General features: G+C 59.8%; 13 protein-coding genes. 7 read left to right on the top strand and 6 right to left on the bottom strand.

Features of this window, described 5'->3' with window-relative positions; all coding sequences use genetic code 11:
- Nucleotides 1-16 precede the first annotated feature (16 nt).
- Complete coding sequence (locus ACA074_RS02790) at nt 17-2,272, bottom strand: hypothetical protein (protein ID WP_497678401.1); 2,256 nt, start codon at nt 2,270-2,272, stop codon at nt 17-19.
- 233 nt (nt 2,273-2,505) lie between these two features.
- Between ACA074_RS02790 and ACA074_RS02795 the strand changes: the two genes are divergently transcribed.
- The 4 genes from ACA074_RS02795 to ACA074_RS02810 all read left to right on the top strand — a co-directional run bounded on the left by ACA074_RS02795 (nt 2,506) and on the right by ACA074_RS02810 (nt 11,883).
- On the top strand, nt 2,506-4,818 hold the full coding sequence (locus tag ACA074_RS02795; protein WP_187677868.1) for a YgiQ family radical SAM protein: 2,313 nt from the start codon (nt 2,506-2,508) through the stop codon (nt 4,816-4,818).
- A gap of 324 nt (nt 4,819-5,142) precedes the next feature.
- Nucleotides 5,143-8,418, top strand: a complete 3,276-nt coding sequence (locus tag ACA074_RS02800; RefSeq protein ID WP_497678402.1) for a transglutaminase family protein — start codon at nt 5,143-5,145, stop codon at nt 8,416-8,418.
- A gap of 88 nt (nt 8,419-8,506) precedes the next feature.
- Nucleotides 8,507-10,993: a circularly permuted type 2 ATP-grasp protein gene (locus tag ACA074_RS02805; RefSeq protein ID WP_497616232.1), complete on the top strand. Its 2,487-nt coding sequence runs from the start codon at nt 8,507-8,509 to the stop codon at nt 10,991-10,993.
- Nucleotides 10,993-11,883 carry a transglutaminase family protein gene (locus tag ACA074_RS02810; RefSeq protein WP_187677865.1) on the top strand — a complete coding sequence of 297 codons (891 nt, stop codon included), beginning with the start codon at nt 10,993-10,995 and terminating at the stop codon, nt 11,881-11,883. The genes ACA074_RS02805 and ACA074_RS02810 overlap by 1 nt, the downstream gene beginning before the upstream one ends.
- 177 nt (nt 11,884-12,060) lie before the next feature.
- Here the strand turns inward: ACA074_RS02810 and ACA074_RS02815 are convergent, their stop codons facing one another.
- Entirely contained in the window at nt 12,061-12,252 is a 192-nt protein-coding gene (locus ACA074_RS02815) for a hypothetical protein (protein ID WP_187677864.1), read from the bottom strand.
- Nucleotides 12,253-12,320: 68 nt separating this feature from the next.
- Nucleotides 12,321-12,908 (bottom strand): cytokinin riboside 5'-monophosphate phosphoribohydrolase, encoded by a 588-nt coding sequence (locus ACA074_RS02820; RefSeq protein ID WP_187677863.1) that lies wholly within the window; start codon nt 12,906-12,908, stop codon nt 12,321-12,323.
- A 340-nt stretch (nt 12,909-13,248) separates the two neighbouring features.
- Here ACA074_RS02820 and azu point away from each other — a divergent pair, with 340 nt between their 5' ends.
- Nucleotides 13,249-13,695, top strand: a complete 447-nt coding sequence (gene azu / locus ACA074_RS02825) for an azurin (RefSeq protein ID WP_401265884.1) — start codon at nt 13,249-13,251, stop codon at nt 13,693-13,695.
- 69 nt (nt 13,696-13,764) lie between these two features.
- Here the strand turns inward: azu and nadE are convergent, their stop codons facing one another.
- The 3 genes from nadE to ACA074_RS02840 all read right to left on the bottom strand — a co-directional run bounded on the left by nadE (nt 13,765) and on the right by ACA074_RS02840 (nt 16,941).
- Nucleotides 13,765-14,592 carry an NAD(+) synthase gene (gene nadE / locus ACA074_RS02830; RefSeq protein WP_401265886.1) on the bottom strand — a complete coding sequence of 276 codons (828 nt, stop codon included), beginning with the start codon at nt 14,590-14,592 and terminating at the stop codon, nt 13,765-13,767.
- A gap of 4 nt (nt 14,593-14,596) precedes the next feature.
- Complete coding sequence (gene pncB / locus ACA074_RS02835) at nt 14,597-15,820, bottom strand: nicotinate phosphoribosyltransferase (protein WP_401265889.1); 1,224 nt, start codon at nt 15,818-15,820, stop codon at nt 14,597-14,599.
- Between the two features lie 221 nt (nt 15,821-16,041).
- The gene (locus ACA074_RS02840) at nt 16,042-16,941 is read right to left on the bottom strand and encodes a LysR family transcriptional regulator (protein WP_401265890.1); all 900 of its coding nucleotides are present in this window, start codon (nt 16,939-16,941) and stop codon (nt 16,042-16,044) included.
- A gap of 163 nt (nt 16,942-17,104) precedes the next feature.
- Here ACA074_RS02840 and amaB point away from each other — a divergent pair, with 163 nt between their 5' ends.
- Together amaB and amaA are read left to right on the top strand one after the other, a co-directional pair.
- Entirely contained in the window at nt 17,105-18,595 is a 1,491-nt protein-coding gene (gene amaB / locus ACA074_RS02845) for an L-piperidine-6-carboxylate dehydrogenase (protein ID WP_401265892.1), read from the top strand.
- A gap of 155 nt (nt 18,596-18,750) precedes the next feature.
- Nucleotides 18,751-20,034 (top strand): L-pipecolate oxidase, encoded by a 1,284-nt coding sequence (amaA, locus tag ACA074_RS02850; protein WP_497678403.1) that lies wholly within the window; start codon nt 18,751-18,753, stop codon nt 20,032-20,034.
- Nucleotides 20,035-20,310 lie beyond the last annotated feature (276 nt).

Below are 20,310 nucleotides of genomic sequence, written 5' to 3' on the forward strand. Positions count from 1 at the left end.
AAACGGGTTGTCTGGCTTAAGCGACCAGCTCGAATATTTTCTGCGCGGTTTTGCCGTCAATGGTTGCTCGCCAGATGGGGACATGTTCCCGTCCGGCCTGCGCGTCCCGACGCTGGGCAGTTATGCCCAGCCGGCTTTGCTCAAGGGTCTTGAGGTGGCCGCCCTTGACCATGAAGTTCAGCGCGGCGCTGTCCTTTTTTTCGTATTTGAAATGGACATGCCACAGAGGCACGGTGGTGTGTTTGTCGTTCAGCGAATAGACATCGAGAAAATATTTGTCTTGGCCCTTGCCCCGTTCCAGCCGCGCAGGTTTCTCCTTGCTGACACTCAGGTGGCCCTGGCTGAGTAGATACGCCACACGGTCGACGCTTAAGAAAGTGGGGTCCTTGTAGAGTGCGATGCGAATTTTTTCGCCTTCGTTGCGCAGGCGCTCGCTGTCATGTTTGAGCTGCTGGACGAGGGGCGCGATATCGAGGGTGGCCGGATTCGGCGCCCGTTCCATCTGTTGACGAAGATCATCGAGGTCTTCGGCCTTGCCCTGCAGAAACTCGACGATGTTGGTGGCGTTGCGTTTTGCGCTTTCGTCTTGCCGGGCCTTGGTCAGATGTGATTCCGATAGTTCCAGAAGTCGTTGGGCCTGGGCGGTCAGCGTCGACAACTGCCTTTCTTGCAGTGCACCCCGCCGCTGCCATTCACCTTCGCGGCGCTCATAGGTTTGCAAGACTTGCGTGGGGTTGTGCGGATCCATGACGTCAATCACTTCTTCGCCCTGGGGAGTTCGACGTGACTGCCCGATCCGGATCTTGTAAACGCCATGGTGTTTGCTGCGAAACATCTTTCTTGAGGGGTGTGCAGACGGACTCGTGACCTGGGCCGGAATGAAGTCGAAGTCAATCGGCTCATCCAGTGAGGGAAGGGTTAAGGTTCGCTCCAGTTCCTGGTGATAAAGCTCTATGCGCTGTTCGAGGGTGTTTTCGAAAGCCTGAATGGCTTCGGTTATTTCTCGCCGGGAGCTGTCCAGGAGAGTCTCGGCTGGCAATGACATCTCTTCGTACGACGCTCTGATTGCTGCGCATTGGTCGATCAGACAGCTCATTACCGGAATGCGCGCGCCTTCCGGGATGCTTTCGATATTGCGGAAGGTGCGCGTTGCTTCTGAAAACGAACTCGACAACACAACGTATTGCGCGGCGTCGGGCACCGGTTCGCTGGCCAGCAAGTGGCTTTTGGAATGAATCCAGTTGGCCGTGTTTGTATGGATTTTTACCGGGTCGTAGCCAAGCTCGATCAATTCGACTTTCAGGTGGGGGGATCGGGTCAGGATGTCGTCAACTATGAGTTGGCATTTGCGCAAGTTGGCCAATTTGCCTTTCAAATACCCTGCCATCGAGCGATGAGCCTCCAGGGGACGGTCATAGTAGGACGATACGTCGATTGATTTACGCAGATCACCGGCCTCCAGGACATCGAAATAGACTTCGACTTGCCGCTTCTGAACGCCCACCAGCTCTGTCTCGTAGGAAAAGCGCCCTTTGTACAGGAGAAGCGAGGCCTGGTTCCTGATGTAGAAGTTCACGGCCTTTTCCAGAGTCGCCAGTTGTCTTTGACACTGGATTTCGAATTTGACCAAGGCGTTTTTTTCCCCTTCTTTCCTGGCCTGTGCATGCCAGGCGGCCCTTAGTTCTTCCGTGAGCTTCACCGCCTGCGTGATCGTGGTGATGTGGGCGTCCAGTTCCTGATTGAGCGCATCGATTGGACGCAGTGGCAGTGAACCCGGTGAATCCTCAAGCGGGTGCCAGAGCTTGCTGTCATGGTCGCGTACCAACACTGGGCCGAATGCTCTTTCGGTCATCAATTTGGCTCGATACAAGCCCATGTCCGGGTCGATCACGACCTGAACGTTGCGGCCGCCCGGCACATCGACGTAGCGGCGTCCGTGCAGGGTTCTGAATCCCAGTGCATCGACATCGGGAAGGCTGACTTCGACAGGTATCCAATAGTGCTCGAGTGACCGCTTTCCTGACGAGGGAGCGCCGGCGGAGGTCGACGCTATCGGATGAGTCGTGGCCCGAGTGGTTGAAACTCCCTCGCGGGGAGGCTCACTTGAGCGGGGGCTCGACCCCGGAGCATTCCGTATCGCAGAAGGGGTTGATGGGCCGCTATCCATGGGCGGAGAAATAACGGGTCGCGGCGTATCGGTATCCACCTGCGGCGCCGGGCGTGTATGAGCACCGCTGGTGACGGAGCCCTTGATGGGTAGTTTTGGTGACATTTCTTCATCCTTGAAGGGTTGTCATATCAGCAATCGCAAATCGTTGGCTGATGGTGAATTGGATTTGGGTAGCGGTTTTTGCATCCATGTGGGGGTAATGACAGCACACGAATGCACTGCGTGATGCCGAGGGCAGGGTCACAAAGAGAAACCGACCATTGCCGTCGGAATTGGTCAAATTTTGTGCTATATTCCTCGCCCGCGATTTTTCATCTCAACACCGGTCGACCGACATGCAAGCAGCCAAGCCGTTATTTGACTATCCAAAATATTGGGCCGAATGTTTCGGGCCAGCGCCATTCCTGCCGATGAGCAGGGAGGAGATGGATCAGCTTGGCTGGGACTCCTGTGACATCATCATTGTTACGGGAGATGCCTACGTCGATCACCCGTCGTTCGGCATGGCGATCATCGGCCGGCTGCTGGAGTCCCAGGGCTTCCGCGTCGGGATCATTGCGCAGCCGAACTGGCAGTCCAAAGACGACTTCATGAAGCTTGGCGAGCCGAACCTGTTTTTCGGCGTCGCGGCCGGCAACATGGACTCGATGATCAACCGCTACACCGCGGACAAGAAAATTCGTTCCGACGACGCCTATACCCCGGGCGGCATGGCCGGCAAGCGTCCGGATCGTGCGAGCCTGGTCTACAGCCAGCGCTGCAAGGAAGCCTACAAGCACGTGCCGATCGTGCTCGGCGGCATCGAAGCCTCCCTGCGTCGCATCGCCCACTACGACTATTGGCAGGATCGCGTGCGTAACTCGATCCTGATCGACGCCAGCGCCGACATCCTCCTGTACGGCAACGCCGAGCGGGCCATCGTCGAAGTTGCCCAGCGTCTGTCTTACGGTCACAAGATCGAAGACATCACCGACGTGCGCGGCACCGCGTTCATTCGCCGTGACACGCCGGCGGGCTGGTACGAAGTCGATTCCACCCGTATCGACCGTCCGGGCAAGGTCGACAAGATCATCAACCCGTACGTGAATACCCAGGACACCCAGGCCTGCGCCATCGAGCAGGAAAAGGGCCCAGTGGATGATCCGGAAGAAGCCAAGGTCGTGCAGATCCTGGCCAGCCCGCGCATGACTCGCGACAAAACCGTGATCCGCCTGCCGTCGGTTGAAAAGGTCCGTGGCGATGCCGTTCTGTATGCCCACGCCAACCGCGTGCTGCACCTGGAAACCAACCCGGGCAACGCCCGTGCGCTGGTACAGAAGCATGGCGAAGTCGACGTCTGGTTCAACCCGCCGCCGATTCCGATGACCACTGAAGAAATGGACTACGTGTTCGGTATGCCTTACGCACGTGTTCCGCATCCTGCGTACGGCAAGGAAAAGATCCCGGCCTACGACATGATCCGTTTCTCGGTGAACATCATGCGTGGCTGCTTCGGTGGCTGCACCTTCTGCTCGATCACCGAGCACGAAGGCCGGATCATCCAGAACCGATCCGAAGAGTCGATCATTCGCGAAATCGAAGAAATCCGCGACAAGGTGCCGGGCTTCACCGGCGTCATTTCTGACCTCGGCGGGCCAACCGCGAACATGTACCGCATCGCCTGCAAAACGCCGGAAATCGAATCCGCGTGCCGCAAGCCGTCCTGCGTGTTCCCGGGCATCTGCCCGAACCTGAACACCGACCACTCGTCGCTGATTCAGCTGTATCGCAGTGCCCGTGCCTTGCCGGGCGTGAAGAAAATCCTGATTGCCTCCGGCCTGCGTTACGACCTCGCGGTCGAGTCGCCGGAGTACGTCAAAGAGCTGGTGACCCACCACGTCGGCGGTTACCTGAAGATCGCCCCGGAACACACCGAGGAAGGTCCGCTTAACCAGATGATGAAACCGGGCATTGGCAGCTATGACAAGTTCAAGCGCATGTTCGAGAAGTACACCAAGGAAGCAGGCAAAGAGCAGTACCTGATTCCGTACTTCATCGCCGCGCACCCGGGCACCACCGACGAAGACATGATGAACCTGGCCCTGTGGCTCAAGGGCAATGGCTTCCGCGCCGACCAGGTGCAGGCGTTCTACCCGTCGCCGATGGCCACCGCCACCGCCATGTACCACTCGGGCAAGAACCCGCTGCGCAAGGTCACTTACAAGAGTGACGGCGTGACCATCGTCAAGAGCGAAGAGCAGCGTCGTCTGCACAAGGCGTTCCTGCGTTATCACGACCCTAAAGGCTGGCCGATGCTGCGTGAAGCGCTGCAGCGCATGGGTCGCGCTGATTTGATCGGGCCGGGCAAGGATCAACTGATTCCGCTGCATCAGCCGTCCACCGACAGCTACCAGAGCGCCCGTCGCAAGAACTCGACGCCGGCTGGCAGCCATAAAGTGGCGAAAGAAGGCAAAGAGAAAACCACCAAGATCCTCACCCAGCACACCGGTCTGCCACCGCGTGCCAGTGATGGTGGTAATCCGTGGGACAAGCGTGAACAGGCCAAGGCTGCGGCGTTCGCCCGCAACCAGCAGGCTGCCAAGGAGCGCAAGGACGCGGCCAAGGGCAAAGGGCCGAAGCCGGCTCGCAAGCCGGTCGTCCCACGCTAAAACAGAACGCCAACCTTCGGGTTGGCGTTCTGCATTTCAGGTCTCCCGACATGTGGTGGCGCGGCCGACCCCTTCGCGAGCAGGCTCGCTCCCACAGGTGACCGCATTCCAAATGTGGGAGCGAGCCTGCTCGCGAAAGCGCCCGATCAAACACTGCATGAACCAATGTCGCCACATTTAGGCGCAACTTTGCCAAAGCATTTCCCCGCATCGCCCGATTTTGGTGCTGTACTGCCTTGAGCATTCCGGGAAAGCGCCCAAGCCTGTGCATGGCATAACTCTTGCGCGCTTTCGAATACGCTTAAGGCTCGCAGGAGGCACGCCGTGTCGATTCATGTCGCATTGCATCACGTCACGCATTACCGCTACGACCGCGCTGTCGAACTCGGCCCGCAGATCGTTCGCCTGCGCCCGGCCGCCCACAGCCGCACGCGGATTCTGTCCTATGCGCTGAAAGTCTCGCCCGAGCAGCACTTCATCAACTGGCAGCAAGACCCGCAGGGCAACTACCTCGCGCGGCTGGTTTTTCCCGAGAAAACCAATGAACTGCGCATCGAAGTCGATCTGCTGGCCGAAATGGCGGTGTTCAATCCGTTCGACTTCTTCCTCGAGCCTTACGCCGAGAAAATCCCCTTCGCCTATGCCGCCGATGAGCGCAAAGAGCTGGCGCCGTACCTCGAAACATTGCCGCTGACGCCGAAGTTCCAGGCCTATCTGGACGGCATCGACCGCACGCCGCTGCCGGCCGTGGACTTTCTGGTGGCACTCAATCAGCGCCTGAGCGAAGACATTGGTTACCTGATCCGCATGGAACCGGGCGTGCAAACCCCGGAACACACCCTCGAACACGCCTCCGGTTCCTGCCGCGACTCGGCGTGGCTGCTGGTGCAACTGCTGCGCAATCTGGGGCTGGCTGCACGGTTTGTCTCTGGTTACCTGATTCAACTGACCGCGGATGTGAAAAGCCTCGACGGCCCCTCCGGCACTGAAGTGGACTTCACCGACCTGCACGCCTGGTGCGAAGTGTATTTGCCGGGTGCCGGCTGGATCGGCCTCGACGCCACTTCCGGGCTGTTCGCCGGTGAAGGGCATATTCCCTTGGCCTGTAGTCCTGATCCGTCGTCGGCGGCACCGATCAGCGGGATGGTCGAACCTTGCGAGACACAGTTCAGCCACGAAATGTCGGTGGAGCGAATCTGGGAAGCGCCGCGGGTTACCAAGCCGTACACCGATGAGCAATGGCTGGCGATTCAGGCACTGGGGCGGCAGATCGACGCCGACCTGCTTGAGGGCGATGTACGCCTGACCATGGGCGGTGAGCCGACCTTCGTCTCCATCGACGACCCGGATGGCGCCGAGTGGAACACCGCGGCCCTGGGCGAGGACAAGCGCCGGCTATCCGCCGAGCTGTTCCAGCGCATGCGCAAGCATTACGCCCCGAAGGGGCTGGTGCATTTCGGCCAGGGCAAGTGGTATCCGGGCGAGCAATTGCCGCGCTGGTCGCTCAATTGTTATTGGCGCCGCGACGGCGTGCCGATCTGGCAAAACGACGCGCTGATCGCCGACGAACAACAGGATTACGGCGCCAATGGCGAACTCGCCGGGCGTTTTCTCGCCAGTGTCGCCGAGCGGTTGAAGTTGCCTGCGCGCTTTGTGTTTCAGGCCTACGAGGACAATTTCTATTACCTCTGGCGCGAGGGTTCGTTGCCGAGCAACGTCAGCGCTGAGGATTCGCGTCTGGAGGAGCCGTTGGAGCGCGCACGACTGCGCAAAGTCTTCAGTCAGGGGCTCGATAAGGTAATCGGTCAGGTGCTGCCGCTGGCGCGTACCGCCAAGGGCGATCAATGGCAGAGCGGGCGCTGGTATCTGCGTGACGAGCATTGTCGGTTGGTGCCGGGGGATTCGCCGCTGGGTTACCGCTTGCCGCTCGGTTCGCAGCCGTGGGTGAAAGCGGCCGAATATCCGTTTGTTCATCCGCAGGACCCGAATCAGGACTTCCCGGAGCTACCGGATACCGCGCAACTCAACAGTCACGGCGATCCGGCCAACGCTGACGAGCGCCTGCCGAAAATCGACGAATCCGCCGATTGGCTGACGCGCACCGCGTTTTGCGCCGAGGCCCGCGAAGGGCGCTTGTACCTGTTCATGCCGCCGCTGGAACGGGTCGAGGATTATCTGGAGCTGGTGGCGGCGATCGAGGCCACCGCCGAAGAGCTGCATTGCCCGGTGTTGCTGGAAGGTTACGAGCCGCCGAGTGACCCGCGTCTGAGCAATTTCCGCATCACCCCGGATCCTGGCGTGATCGAGGTGAACGTGCAGCCGTCTGCAAGCTGGGACGAGTTGGTCGAACGCACCGAGTTTCTCTATGAAGAGGCACGCCAGACTCGCCTGACCACCGAGAAATTCATGATCGACGGCCGCCACACCGGCACGGGCGGCGGCAACCATTTCGTCCTCGGTGGCGCAACGCCGGCGGACTCACCGTTCCTGCGCCGACCGGATCTGCTGCGCAGCTTGATCAGTTACTGGCACAACCACCCGTCGTTGTCGTATCTGTTTTCCGGGTTGTTCATCGGCCCGACCTCTCAGGCACCACGGGTCGACGAAGCGCGCAACGATGCGTTGTATGAGCTGGAAATCGCCTTTGCACAGATGCCTGAACCGGGCGAGGAGTGCGCGCCGTGGCTGGTGGATCGACTGCTGCGCAACTTGCTGATCGACGTCACCGGCAACACCCATCGCGCCGAGTTCTGCATCGACAAACTGTATTCGCCGGATGGCGCTACCGGTCGCCTCGGGCTGCTGGAACTGCGCGCCTTTGAAATGCCGCCGCACGCGCGCATGAGCCTGGCTCAGCAATTGTTGCTGCGGGCGCTGGTTGCGCGCTTCTGGCGCGAGCCGTATGCGCCGCCGAAACTGGCGCGCTGGGGCACCGAGTTGCACGATCGGTTCATGTTGCCGCACTTTATCGAACAGGATTTCGCCGACGTCATCGTTGAGCTAAACAGCGCCGGTTATCCGTTGCGCGCCGAGTGGTTTGCAGCACATCTGGAGTTTCGCTTTCCCAAGGTCGGCGATTACGCGGTGAACGGCATCGAGCTTGAGCTACGGCAGTCGCTCGAGCCATGGCATGTGCTGGGCGAGGAGGGCGTGGTGGGTGGCACGGTGCGTTACGTCGATTCGTCGCTGGAGCGTTTGCAGGTCAAACTCAAGGGTTTGCCGCCGCAGCGTTATCTGCTGACCTGCAACGGCATCCCCGTGCCGCTGCATCCGACCGGGCGGGTCGGTGAGTTCGTTGCTGGCGTGCGTTACCGCGCCTGGCAACCGGCCAACTGTCTGCAACCGACAATCCCGGTGCACGCGCCGCTGGTGTTCGACCTGCTCGACACCTGGATGGCGCGTTCGCTGGGCGGTTGTCAGTACCACGTCGCGCATCCCGGTGGCCGTAACTACGAGACGTTGCCGGTCAACGCCAATGAAGCGGAGAGTCGGCGCATGGCGCGTTTCTTCCGCATCGGCCACACGCCAGGGAAACTTCCGATACCGAACCTGACATTGTCTGACGAGCTACCGATGACTCTCGATTTACGACGCTTTTAAGTCCTACGCGACGCCCGGATTTTTCGTCTATCCGGGCGTCATGTGCCTGCGTTAGTCTGACCGTTCCCTGCTGTCTGCCGAGCTTTCCATGCCTGACCTGCTAGACCGCTACCCGCTGACGGCGGGCACTTATCATGAACTGCTGGATGACAGTGGTGCGGTGCGTCCGCACTGGCAGCGGCTGTTCGACCAGTTGCAGCGCAACACCCCTGCGCAATTGCTGCAGCGTCAGGCTTTGCTGGCCCGGCAGATTCAGGAAAACGGTGTCACCTACAACGTCTACGCCGATCCCAAGGGTGCAGATCGCCCGTGGGAACTGGATCTGCTGCCGCACGTGATCGCAGCGGACGAGTGGCAGCAATTGTCAGCGGGTATTGCTCAGCGAGCGCGATTGCTCAATGCCGTGCTGGCCGACTTGTACGGCCCGCAACGGTTGATCAGCGAAGGTCTGTTGCCGGCGGAACTGGTATTCGGGCACAACAATTTTCTCTGGCCGTGTCAGGGGATTCTTCCGCCGGACGATGCCTTTCTGCATCTGTACGCCGTGGATCTGGCGCGCACGCCGGACGGGCGCTGGTGGGTGACGGCGGATCGCACTCAGGCGCCATCCGGGGCCGGTTATGCACTGGAAAACCGCACCATCGTGTCGCGCGCCTTCCCCGAGTTGTACCGGGATCTGAAGGTGCAACATCTGGCCGGTTTCTTCCGTACGCTGCAGGAAACCCTGGCCCGTCAGGCGCCCAGCGATGACGACGCGCCACTGGTGGTGTTGCTGACGCCGGGGCGCTTCAACGAAAGCTATTTCGAACATTTGTATCTCGCCCGACAGCTCGGTTATCCGCTGGTGGAGGGCGGCGACCTCACGGTGCGTGATGCCACGGTCTACCTGAAAACCCTCAGTGGCCTGCGCCGGGTGCACGCGATCATGCGGCGGCTCGACGACGACTTCTGCGATCCCTTGGAGCTGCGCACGGATTCCGCGCTGGGTGTTCCCGGTTTGCTGGAAGCGGCGCGACAGGGGCGTGTGTTGGTCGCCAATGCGCTCGGCAGCGGTGTGCTGGAGTCTCCGGGTTTGTTGGGTTTTTTGCCGAAGATCAACCAATTCCTCTTCGGCGAAGAACTGATCCTGCCGTCCATCGCTACATGGTGGTGTGGTGAGGCACCGGTGTTGGCCCAAGCCCTGGAAAAGCTGCCGGAACTGTTGATCAAACCGGCATTCCCCTCGCAAAGCTTCACGCCGGTATTTGGCCGTGATCTGAGTGAAAAACAGCGTCAATCCCTCGCCGAGCGCATGCAGGCACGGCCTTATGCCTATGTTGCGCAAGAGCTGGCCCAACTGTCCCAAGCGCCGATCTGGCAAGCCGAGGATGGTCAACTGCAACCCCGGGCCATCGGCATGCGTATGTACGCGGTGGCCAGTCATGACGGCTATCGTGTGCTGCCCGGTGGTCTGACCCGGGTGGCCGCCGAAGCCGATGCCGAAGTGGTCTCGATGCAGCGCGGCGGCGCGAGCAAGGACACGTGGGTGTTGGGCGACCGGCCGCCGAGCGGCGAACAATGGAAGGCGCAACGCAACGTCGGTGTACACGATCTTGTGCGGCGCGACCCTTACCTGCCTTCGCGGGTGGTGGAAAACCTGTTCTGGTTCGGCCGTTACTGCGAGCGTTGTGATGACAGCGCACGTCTGCTGCGAATCATGCTGACGCGCTATGTGGACGGTGATGATCCACAAGCGCTGCTGGCGGCTGTCGATCTCGGCGAGCGGCTGGCGCTGTTGCCGGACGAGGGTGAGCTGCCGGAGCGCCTGTTGGCAGCGCTGCTCGGCGAAGACTGGTCGTTCAGCCTGCGGGCCAACCTGCAACGCTTGCAGTGGGCGGCTTCGCAGGTGCGCGGCAAGCTCTCCCGGGAGAACTGGCAGGCGTTGGTGGAGTTGCAACGTGAAGCGACGGAACTGGACACCGACGAGCCGGATTTCGGCGAGTTGCTGGATTTTCTCAATCGTCTGGTGATGTCGCTCGCTGCGCTGTCCGGGTTTGCACTGGACGACATGACCCGCGACGAAGGCTGGCGTTTCCTGATGATTGGCCGGCGCATTGAGCGTCTGCAATTTCTCAGCAGCAGCCTGGCGGCGTTTCTGCGCGGCGCGGGGGCGTTCGATCAGGCCGGACTTGAGTGGTTGCTGGAGCTGGGCAACAGCAGCATCACTTACCGCTCACGCTATCTGGCGGTGGCGCAGTTGATTCCGGTACTCGACCTGTTACTGCTCGATGAGCAAAACCCCCACGCCGTGTTGTTCCAGTTGAAACTGGTCACCCGCACGCTGAAACGTTTGAATGACGATTTCGGTGTGCCAAGGGAGGCTGGGTTGCCGCAACTGGTCGAGCGTCTGGCGCGGTTTGATCTGGGGTGTCTGGAGAACCCGTTGTTCGGCGAGTCCAGCGTGCGCGCGGCGCTCGATGGTTTGGCGGATTTGCTGCAAGAGATCGCCGATGCCAGCGGGCAGGTATCCGATCGCCTGGCCCTGCGCCATTTCGCCCATGTCGATGATGTCAGCCAGCGTACGGTGTCCGTCTGATGAACGCGCATTACCAGATCTTCCATGACACCTGTTATCACTACGACAGCCCGGTTTCCCTGGCGCAGCAATTGGCGCACCTGTGGCCGCGTGAATGCAGTTGGCAGCGCTGCACCGAGCAGCAGTTGCTGATCAGTCCGGAACCAACGGCGCGCCGTGATGAGCTGGATGTGTTCGGCAATCCGCTGACCCGACTGGCCTTCGAGCGACCGCATGATGAATTGCAGGTCAACGCGCGGCTGACCGTTGAGGTGCTGGCGCGACCGGCGCTGGATTTCAACCAGTCCCCTGCGTGGGAGCTGACGCGCAATGCGTTGACGTACAGCAGTCAGCCGTTGTCTGCCGAATTGCTTGAAGCTTGCCGCTATCGATTCCAGTCACCGTACGTGCACTTGAAGCGTAGCTTCGTCGAGTTTTCGCAAAGCTGTTTCCCTCCCGGTCGTCCTTTGCTGCTGGGTGTGCAGGCCTTGATGCAGAAGATTTTCAGTGAATTCACCTTTGATGCCGAGGCAACCCAGGTGGCGACGCCGCTGGTGGAAGTGCTGGAACGTCGGCGTGGGGTTTGTCAGGACTTCGCCCACTTGATGCTGGCCTGCGTGCGCTCTCGAGGGCTGGCGGCACGTTACATCAGTGGTTATCTGCTGACCCAGCCACCACCGGGGCAGCCACGGCTGATCGGCGCCGATGCGTCGCATGCCTGGGTTTCGGTGTTTTGTCCGGTGCTGGGCTGGGTGGATTTTGATCCGACCAACAATGTGCAGCCGGCGCTGGAACACATCACGTTGGCATGGGGCAGGGATTTTTCCGATGTGTCGCCGTTGCGGGGGGTGATTCTGGGGGGCGGCAGTCATGATCCTGAAGTCAGGGTCACGGTGATGCCTTTGGAATAAGCACAATCGTATGGGGAGCTTTGTGGCGAGGGGATTTATCCCCGATCGGCTGCGAAGCAGTCGCTCAGTCCAGACAACTCATTCGGGTTGGCCGGACGCAGGGGCCGCTTCGCGACCCATCGGGGATAAATCCCCTCGCCACAGATCGCTCCCTCAGGGAGCGAACCAACAATCAGCTCAGGCGTCAGGCGCCTGATCTTTCGGTGCATCTACATCGGTATCAACATCGTTGTCAGTCGCCACTTCACCATCAGGGTTCAGTGCCGCGTCTTCAGCTGATTGTTTCTTGCGCTGAAGCTTTTCCTCTTTCTTCTTTTCCTTTTCCAGGTCTCGTTGACGTTTGGCGAAGGAGTAATTGGGTTTGGCCATGGGCGATCCTCTTGGGTCGAAGGTGAGGTTGAGCGGCGCGTATTCTGCCCTGTATCGGTGCCCGGCGGTTAACCGGGTTTTTGGTCGACCCACTTGGGCGTGACGGTCGGCTTCCAGTTATCGAGGGACTCGAGCAGTGTTTGCGGCGATTCGCTCACTTGCAGCATGTCACGGTGTGGCGCGCGAACGAAGCCTTCGCCGACGATATGGTCAAGAAAAGCGGTGAGTTTGCTGTAGAAACCGTTCACTTCCATCAGACCCAGCGGTTTGCCGTGGTAGCCAAGCTGGCCCCAGGTCCAGACTTCGAACAACTCTTCCAGCGTGCCAAGGCCGCCGGGCAGCGCAATAAACGCATCGCTGAGTTCAGCCATCCGCGCCTTGCGCGCATGCATGCCATCGACCACTTCCAGACGTGTCAGGCTCTTGTGACCGATTTCCTTGTCCATCAGGCTTTGCGGGATGATGCCGATCACCTCACCACCGGCAGCCAGCGCGGCATCGGCGACGATACCCATCAAACCGACGGCGCCACCGCCGTAGACCAGGGTCAACTTGCGCTCGGCCATTGCCCGGCCAAGGGCGACGGCGGCTTCGGTGTAAGCCGGGTCGGTGCCGGCGTTGGCACCGCAGAATACACAAACGGATTTCAGAGACATGCCTTCCTCCTGGGTCAATCCGTCACAGGGTAATGGCTGGCAGGCCTCGATCCAAGGTCTAAACTTCGGGTTCCGGTGATTCAAAGGTACCGCTGGCGCCACAGGCGTAGGCGGCGAGCAAACTGCACAACAGACCGTTAAAGAACATGACAGGCACTCCGTCTCAAGGGATGGGCCGATCATAGGGCGGGCCAGATGGTTTAGCCGTTAGATTGTGTCGATGAGTGTCATAGCCTGAAAGTTGTATACAATTTTTGACGCAAGTCATAGGAACTTGCGAAGATTTCAGGCAGTCTTCCAACCATTCGTGATTTTGTTAACCCTGCCTTGGAGATTCACCATGTTTTCCAAAGTTGTTGCGGTATCCCTGCTGGCGCTAGCCAGCAGCCAATTGATGGCTGCCGAGTGCAAAACCACCGTTGACTCCACCGATCAGATGTCCTTCAACACCAAGGAAATCGTGATCGACAAGAGCTGCAAGACCTTCACCGTCGAGTTGACCCACTCCGGCAGCCTGCCGAAGAATGTCATGGGCCATAACCTGGTGATCAGTAAAGAAGCTGACATGCAGCCGATCGCTACCGATGGCCTGGCTGCCGGCATCGACAAGAACTACCTGAAGGACGGTGACGCACGCGTCATCGCCCACACCAAAATCATCGGCGCCAAAGAAACCGATTCGGTGACCTTCGACGTATCCAAGCTTAATGCCAGCGAAAAATACGGCTTCTTCTGCTCGTTCCCTGGCCACATCTCGATGATGAAAGGCACTGTGACCCTGAAGTAATTTATTCAGGCACAAAAAAAGCGTCCTGCTCGGGACGCTTTTTTCGTTTCTGAAGTGGCGCGGTATGGCTTACGGTGCAAACGGCATCACTCGTTTGTGATGGGTTTTGTTGTACGTATCAACAATGATCTTGAACGCTTCCTCTCGCAGTGGCTCACCGTGCAGGAATGCATCGATCTCTGTATAGGTCACGCCGTGCGACGCTTCGTCCGGTTTACCCGGCGACAGGTCTTCCAGATCCGCAGTCGGAATCTTTTCAACCAACGACTCAGGCGCCCCAAAACTGCGGGCAATCGCCCTCACCTGATTTTTCACCAGACCGCTGAGCGGGGCGAGGTCGCAGGCGCCGTCGCCGAACTTGGTGAAAAACCCCATCACCGCTTCCGCTGCATGGTCGGTGCCGATCACCAGACCGCCCGCCGCGCCAGCAATCGTGTATTGCGCAACCATGCGCATCCGCGCCTTGGTGTTGCCTAGCACGAAATCAACTGACACCGCGTGCTTGCCTTCGAACGCCGCCACTTCACTGGCCAGCGCCTTCACCGCCGGACCGATGTTGACGGTGTGGCGTTCGTCCGGGGCGATGAAATCCACCGAGGCCTGAGCGTCGTGTTCGTCGAACTGGGTTTCATACGGCAGGCGCACGGCGATGAACTTGTAGCTCTGGTCGCCCGTTTGATCGCGCAGTTCACGCATGGCGCGCTGGGCCAGCAGGCCGGCGGTCAGCGAGTCGACGCCGCCGCTGATGCCTAGCACCAGCGTCTTGAGCCCGGAATTGACCAGGCAGTCCTGAATGAAGGTAATGCGCCTGGCGACTTCGGCTTGCAGGGCCTTGTAGTCAGCGAACGGCGGTTGCACCTTGAGCTGTTCAGCAATCTCACGCTGTACGGCTTGCATGAATTCACTCCTTGCTAGATAGACTGGAATCGGCAGGAACCTGGAAAACGTGTCGCAAATAGGCAACAAAATTCGGGTCTTTGCAGTGGGTCTTGCCTGGCTCGTCGGAGATCTTCGCCACCGGTTGGCCGTTGCAGGCGGTCATTTTAAGCACGATGCTCATCGGTTCGACACCCGGAATGTCACAGGTGAGGTTGGTGCCGATGCCAAAGCTCACGTTGATCCGCCCGTGCAGCGCGCGGAATATTTCCAGCGACTTGGGCAGGGTCAGGCTGTCGGAGAACACCAGGGTCTTGCTCATCGGGTCGATGCCGAGCTTGTGATAGTGGGCGATGCATTTTTCGCCCCAGGTCACAGGATCCCCGGAATCGTGGCGCAGGCCATCGAACAGCTTGGCGAAAAACAGATCAAAATCGCCGAGGAAGGCATCCGTGGTGATGCAGTCGGTGAGGGCGATCCCCAGCAAGCCACGGTATTCGCGCACCCAGCAGTCGAGCGCGGCGATCTGACTGTCGATCAGGCGTGGGCCGAGTTGTTGGTGCGCCATGATCCATTCGTGGGCCATGGTGCCCAGCGGTTTCATATCCAGTTCGCGCGACAGGTGCACATTGCTGGTGCCGACGAATCGACCCGGGAAGTCGTGCTTGAGCACGTTGACCACTTCTTCCTGCACTCGGTAGGAAAACCTGCGACGGGTGCCGAAATCGGCGACCTGCAATTGCGATAACTCATCAGCCGAGGCGTTGGCCGTCAGCCAGTCGAACTTGCGGTAAAGCTGCTCACGCGCCTGCTCAAGCACGGTTTCGCGGTAGCGGTAACGGTTGCGAACTTCGCTGACGATGGCCAGCAGCGGCACTTCGTAGAGGATCACATGGAGCCACGGCCCGCGCAGGCGGATGAACAGTTCGCCGTTCTCGATGCCGGTGTGCAGGTAGCGCAGGTTGAAACGGAACAGGCCGAGGAAACGCAGGAAGTCCGGTTTCAGAAAGCTGATGCGCTCGAGAAAACTCAGTTGATCGGCACTCAGGCTCAACTCGGCAAGGCGCTCGATCTGATAGCGGATCTCGGCCAGATACGGGCGCAAGTCTTCGCTGTTACGGCAACGGAACTCCCATTCGACTTCGACGTTGGGATAGTTGTGCAGCACCGCCTGCATCATCGTCAGTTTGTAAAAGTCGGTGTCGAGCAGGTTCTGCACGATGCGATCGGCAAACACACTCTCGCTCATAACGGGGTCTCCAGGTGCGCCGCGCCGTTGCGCGGTCTCAATCAGTGGCGCTAGTGGCGCATATCAATGGTGGGGATTGCCAGCGATTTCTATTCTGAGTGAGGTCAATTGTGGCGAGGGGATTTATCCCCGACCGGCTGCGAAGCAGTCGTCGCTCTTGAAATTTTGGGGCCGCTGCGCGACCCATCGGGGATAAATCCCCTCGCCACAGGGGCCAGGTTTCAGCCTGGATTGTCGATCTGTTCGAGCATCCACTTCACAAAATCTCGGACCTTGGGCACTTCCGCCGAATGTTCCGGGTACGCCAGGTAATAGGAGTCGGTGCTGGGCATTGCATGCTGCCAGGGAATGACCAGTTTGCCGTCGGCCAATTCCTCTTCCACCAGAAACCTCGGCAACAGCGCCACGCCGCAGCCGACTTGTGCGGCGCGGATGCACATGTAAAAGGTTTCGAAACGCGGCCCGTGATAGCTGTGCTCTGTCTGGTAGCCCTGACTGTCGAACCAGTCGTGCCAGGCCTGTGGGCGCGAGGCATTCTGCAGCAATACCAGATCGGTGAGTTGCGTCGGATCCGTGAACGGCGTTTCAGGCAGGCTGCCCGGCGCGCACACCGGCACCAGCTCTTCGCCGAACAGCTTCAGGCATTCGGTACCTGGGCGCGAACCCTGACCGTAATAGAACGCCAAATCACTGCGACCCTGCAGCAAATCATCCGCTTCTTGCTCGTTGCATAAATCCAGATGGATCGATGGATGGCGCAAGCGCCAGCCTTTCAGGCGCGGCACCAGCCAGCGGGCGCCGAAAGTTGAGGGGGTAGAAACACGCAGGACTTCGGTCTCACCGCCGTAGGAACGCAGGTAATGCGTCGACATCTCAACCTGGGTAAGGATTTTTCTGACCTCCACCAAGTACAAATCCCCGGCCGGGGTCATCTGCAAGCGGCGGCGTACCCGACGGAACAACAAGTGCTGCAACAATTCCTCAAGCTGCGCGACCTGTTTGCTGACCGCACTCTGGGTCAGGTTCAGTTCCTCGGCGGCCCGGGTAAAACTCAGGTGCCGGGTCACGGCCTCGAAGCACTGCAGCGCGGTGATCGATGGCAAGTGGCGTTTGTTCAGCATGGCGGATCCTTTTCTTGTCTTTCTATGCGCAGCATGAATAAACGGAATGATATCTCGCGTAAAGGTCGTTTGTTGCCTTGCCGTACTGACGCTACAACTAAAGGCCTGCCCGGTCGTGAAATGGCGACCGCACACATTCAGTTTTTTGCTTGAGGAGTGACCCATGGTTGCCGCATTGCTTGATCGTCTTGGTGTGAACCCGGCCCTTTATCAGAACGGCAAAGTGCCGGTGCATTCGCCGATCGACGGCAGCCGCATCGCCGCCGTGAACTGGGAAGGCCCGGCCGAAGTCGAGCAGCACATCAGTCGCGCAGATCATGCGTTCGAGGCGTGGCGCAAGGTTCCGGCACCGCGTCGCGGTGAACTGGTGCGTCAATTCGGTGAAGTGCTGCGCGAGTACAAGGCTGATCTCGGCGAACTGGTTTCCTGGGAAGCGGGCAAGATTACTCAGGAAGGCCTGGGTGAAGTGCAGGAGATGATCGACATTTGCGACTTCGCCGTCGGCCTGTCCCGCCAGTTGTACGGTTTGACCATCGCCTCCGAGCGCCCGGGCCACCACATGCGTGAAACCTGGCACCCGCTGGGCGTGGTCGGCGTGATCAGTGCGTTCAACTTCCCGGTCGCGGTGTGGGCGTGGAACACCACGCTGGCGCTGGTCTGCGGCAACCCGGTGGTGTGGAAACCGTCGGAGAAAACCCCGTTGACGGCGCTGGCCTGTCAGGCGCTGTTTGACCGCGTGGTGAAGAATTTCACCGATGCGCCGGCCAGTCTCTGCCAAGTGATTATCGGTGGCCGTGACGCGGGCGAAGCGTTGGTCGATGACCCACGTGTCGCGCTGATCAGCGCCACCGGCAGCACCCGTATGGGCCGAGAAGTGGCGCCGAAAGTCGCCGCGCGATTTGCCCGCAGCATCCTTGAACTGGGCGGCAACAACGCGATGATCCTCGGCCCAAGCGCCGATCTGGACATGGCCGTGCGCGCGATTCTGTTCAGCGCTGTCGGCACCGCCGGCCAGCGTTGCACCACGCTGCGTCGCCTGATCGCCCATGAATCGGTGAAAGAAGAAATCGTCACCCGCCTCAAAGCCGCGTACGCGAAAGTGCGCATCGGCCATCCGCTGGAAGGCAATCTGGTCGGCCCGCTGATCGACAAACACAGCTTCGAAAACATGCAAGATGCCCTGGAACAGGCGCTGAGCGAGGGCGGCCGGGTGTTTGGCGGCAAGCGTCAATTGCAAGATCAATTCCCCAACGCTTACTACGTCTCGCCGGCGATTGTTGAAATGCCAGAGCAGAGCGACGTGGTTTGCAGCGAAACCTTCGCACCGATTCTGTATGTGGTCGGCTACAGCGACTTCCAAGAGGCGCTGCGCCTGAACAACGCAGTGCCGCAAGGTCTGTCGTCGTGCATCTTCACCACTGACGTGCGCGAGGCCGAGCAGTTCATGTCGGCGGTCGGCAGTGACTGCGGCATCGCCAACGTCAACATCGGCCCGAGCGGTGCGGAAATCGGTGGTGCGTTTGGCGGTGAGAAAGAGACCGGCGGCGGTCGTGAGTCGGGCTCGGATGCATGGCGCGCGTACATGCGTCGGCAGACCAATACCGTGAACTATTCGCTGGAGCTGCCGCTGGCGCAGGGCATTACCTTCGACTGATGTCGGGGCGACCCCCCATACCCTGTGGGAGCGAGCCTGCTCGCGAAGGCGGTGAGTTAGTCGACATCAATGTTGTCTGATATGCCGCTTTCGCGAGCAGGCTCGCTCCCACAATGTGAACAATGTGTTTGGCAGGTTTCTGTTGGAGTCTGGCAATGCCGTTACGCGAAGAATGTCTGTGGGAAAAACTCACGCCGCAAAGGCCCGATAACACGGCGCTCAAGGGTGAAGTCAAAGTCGATGTGTGCGTGATTGGCGCCGGGTTTACCGGCTTGTCGGCGGCGCTGCATCTGTTGGAAAAAGGCAAAAGCGTCTGCGTGCTGGAAGCCCATCGCGCCGGCCACGGCGGTTCCGGGCGCAACGTCGGGCTGGTCAACGCCGGCATGTGGATCCCGCCGGACGAGATCGAAGCGGGGTTCGGCGAAGCCGTTGGCAGCCAGCTCAACCGCATGCTCGGTGCGGCGCCGGCGCTGGTGTTCAGCCTTGTGGACAAGTACGGCATCGATTGCCAGTTACGCCGCGAAGGCACGCTGCACATGGCACACAACGCCAAGGGCGGGGCGGATCTGCGTAGTCGTGAGCAGCAATGGAAACGCCGTGGTGCACCGGTCGAATTGCTGACCGGCAAGGCATGCGAGCAAGCCACCGGCACGCAAAAGATTGCTGCTGCATTGCTCGATCGACGCGCCGGGACGCTCAATCCGATGGCTTATGTCACCGGGCTCGCCAATGCGGTGATCGGTCTGGGCGGGCAGATGTTTGATCATTCCCCGGTCACCCGTCTCGAACGCGTGGGTCAAAAATGGTCGGTGCAGACCGAGCAGGGTTCAGTGTTGGCCGAGCAGGTTGTCATCGCCTCCAACGCCTACACCGAAGGTGACTGGACCGAACTCAAACGCAACTTTTTCCCCGGTTACTACTACCAGGTCGCTTCGGTGCCGCTGACTGAAGATGCCGCCCAGGAAATCCTCCCGGGCGGGCAGGGCTCATGGGACACCCGTCAGGTATTGAGCAGCATCCGCCGCGACAAAGAAGGGCGGCTATTGCTCGGCAGCCTCGGTAACGGCAATCAGAAGCCGACCTGGTTTCTCAAGGCTTGGGCCGACCGCGTGCAGCAGCATTACTTCCCCAATCTGAAACCCGTCGAGTGGGAATGCACCTGGACCGGGCGCATCGCTTTCACGCCCGATCACTTGATGCGGCTGTTCGAACCGGCACCGGGACTGGTGGCCGTTACCGGCTATAACGGCCGTGGCGTGACCACCGGCACCGTAGTCGGCAAGGCTTTCGCTGATTACCTGTGCAACGGAAACCCTCAAGCCCTGCCGATTCCTTTTGCACCGATGCAGCCCCTGGCGGGCGTGGGTTTGCGCAGTTGCCTTTATGAGGCTGGTTTCTCGCTGTATCACGCAGGCCAGTGCCTGCGCATCGTCATTTGAGTGTTGAAATATGTTGCTGGAAGCGGCGCTTTTCGACGTAACGACTAGCCTGTAATGGTGCGGGTTGTAGCAGTCCCGCACCAGCAGTGTGCAGTTCGGTGACGCGGGCTGTTACAGGCTGGTTGCACGTCGTTTGGCGCCGCGGTTGCAATGATGGCGCGTGCGGGTTGCGCCTGAAAAAATAAATGGTTTCACCTTCCGCGGTTTAGACGGTTGCACGCCCAATGAAAATGGGAACGAAACAGTCGAAATAACAAGAAAGCAGCGACTTTTTGA

The organism is Pseudomonas sp. LBUM1655, assembly GCF_059716085.1.

Coding starts and splice junctions, on each gene's coding strand:
- ACA074_RS02790 (WP_497678401.1), bottom strand. CDS start 2,272: ATGTCACCAAAACTACCCATCAAGGGCTCCGTCACCAGCGGTGCTCAT.
- ACA074_RS02795 (WP_187677868.1), top strand. CDS start 2,506: ATGCAAGCAGCCAAGCCGTTATTTGACTATCCAAAATATTGGGCCGAA.
- ACA074_RS02805 (WP_497616232.1), top strand. CDS start 8,507: ATGCCTGACCTGCTAGACCGCTACCCGCTGACGGCGGGCACTTATCAT.
- ACA074_RS02810 (WP_187677865.1), top strand. CDS start 10,993: ATGAACGCGCATTACCAGATCTTCCATGACACCTGTTATCACTACGAC.
- ACA074_RS02815 (WP_187677864.1), bottom strand. CDS start 12,252: ATGGCCAAACCCAATTACTCCTTCGCCAAACGTCAACGAGACCTGGAA.
- ACA074_RS02820 (WP_187677863.1), bottom strand. CDS start 12,908: ATGTCTCTGAAATCCGTTTGTGTATTCTGCGGTGCCAACGCCGGCACC.
- azu (WP_401265884.1), top strand. CDS start 13,249: ATGTTTTCCAAAGTTGTTGCGGTATCCCTGCTGGCGCTAGCCAGCAGC.
- nadE (WP_401265886.1), bottom strand. CDS start 14,592: ATGCAAGCCGTACAGCGTGAGATTGCTGAACAGCTCAAGGTGCAACCG.
- pncB (WP_401265889.1), bottom strand. CDS start 15,820: ATGAGCGAGAGTGTGTTTGCCGATCGCATCGTGCAGAACCTGCTCGAC.
- ACA074_RS02840 (WP_401265890.1), bottom strand. CDS start 16,941: ATGCTGAACAAACGCCACTTGCCATCGATCACCGCGCTGCAGTGCTTC.
- amaB (WP_401265892.1), top strand. CDS start 17,105: ATGGTTGCCGCATTGCTTGATCGTCTTGGTGTGAACCCGGCCCTTTAT.
- amaA (WP_497678403.1), top strand. CDS start 18,751: ATGCCGTTACGCGAAGAATGTCTGTGGGAAAAACTCACGCCGCAAAGG.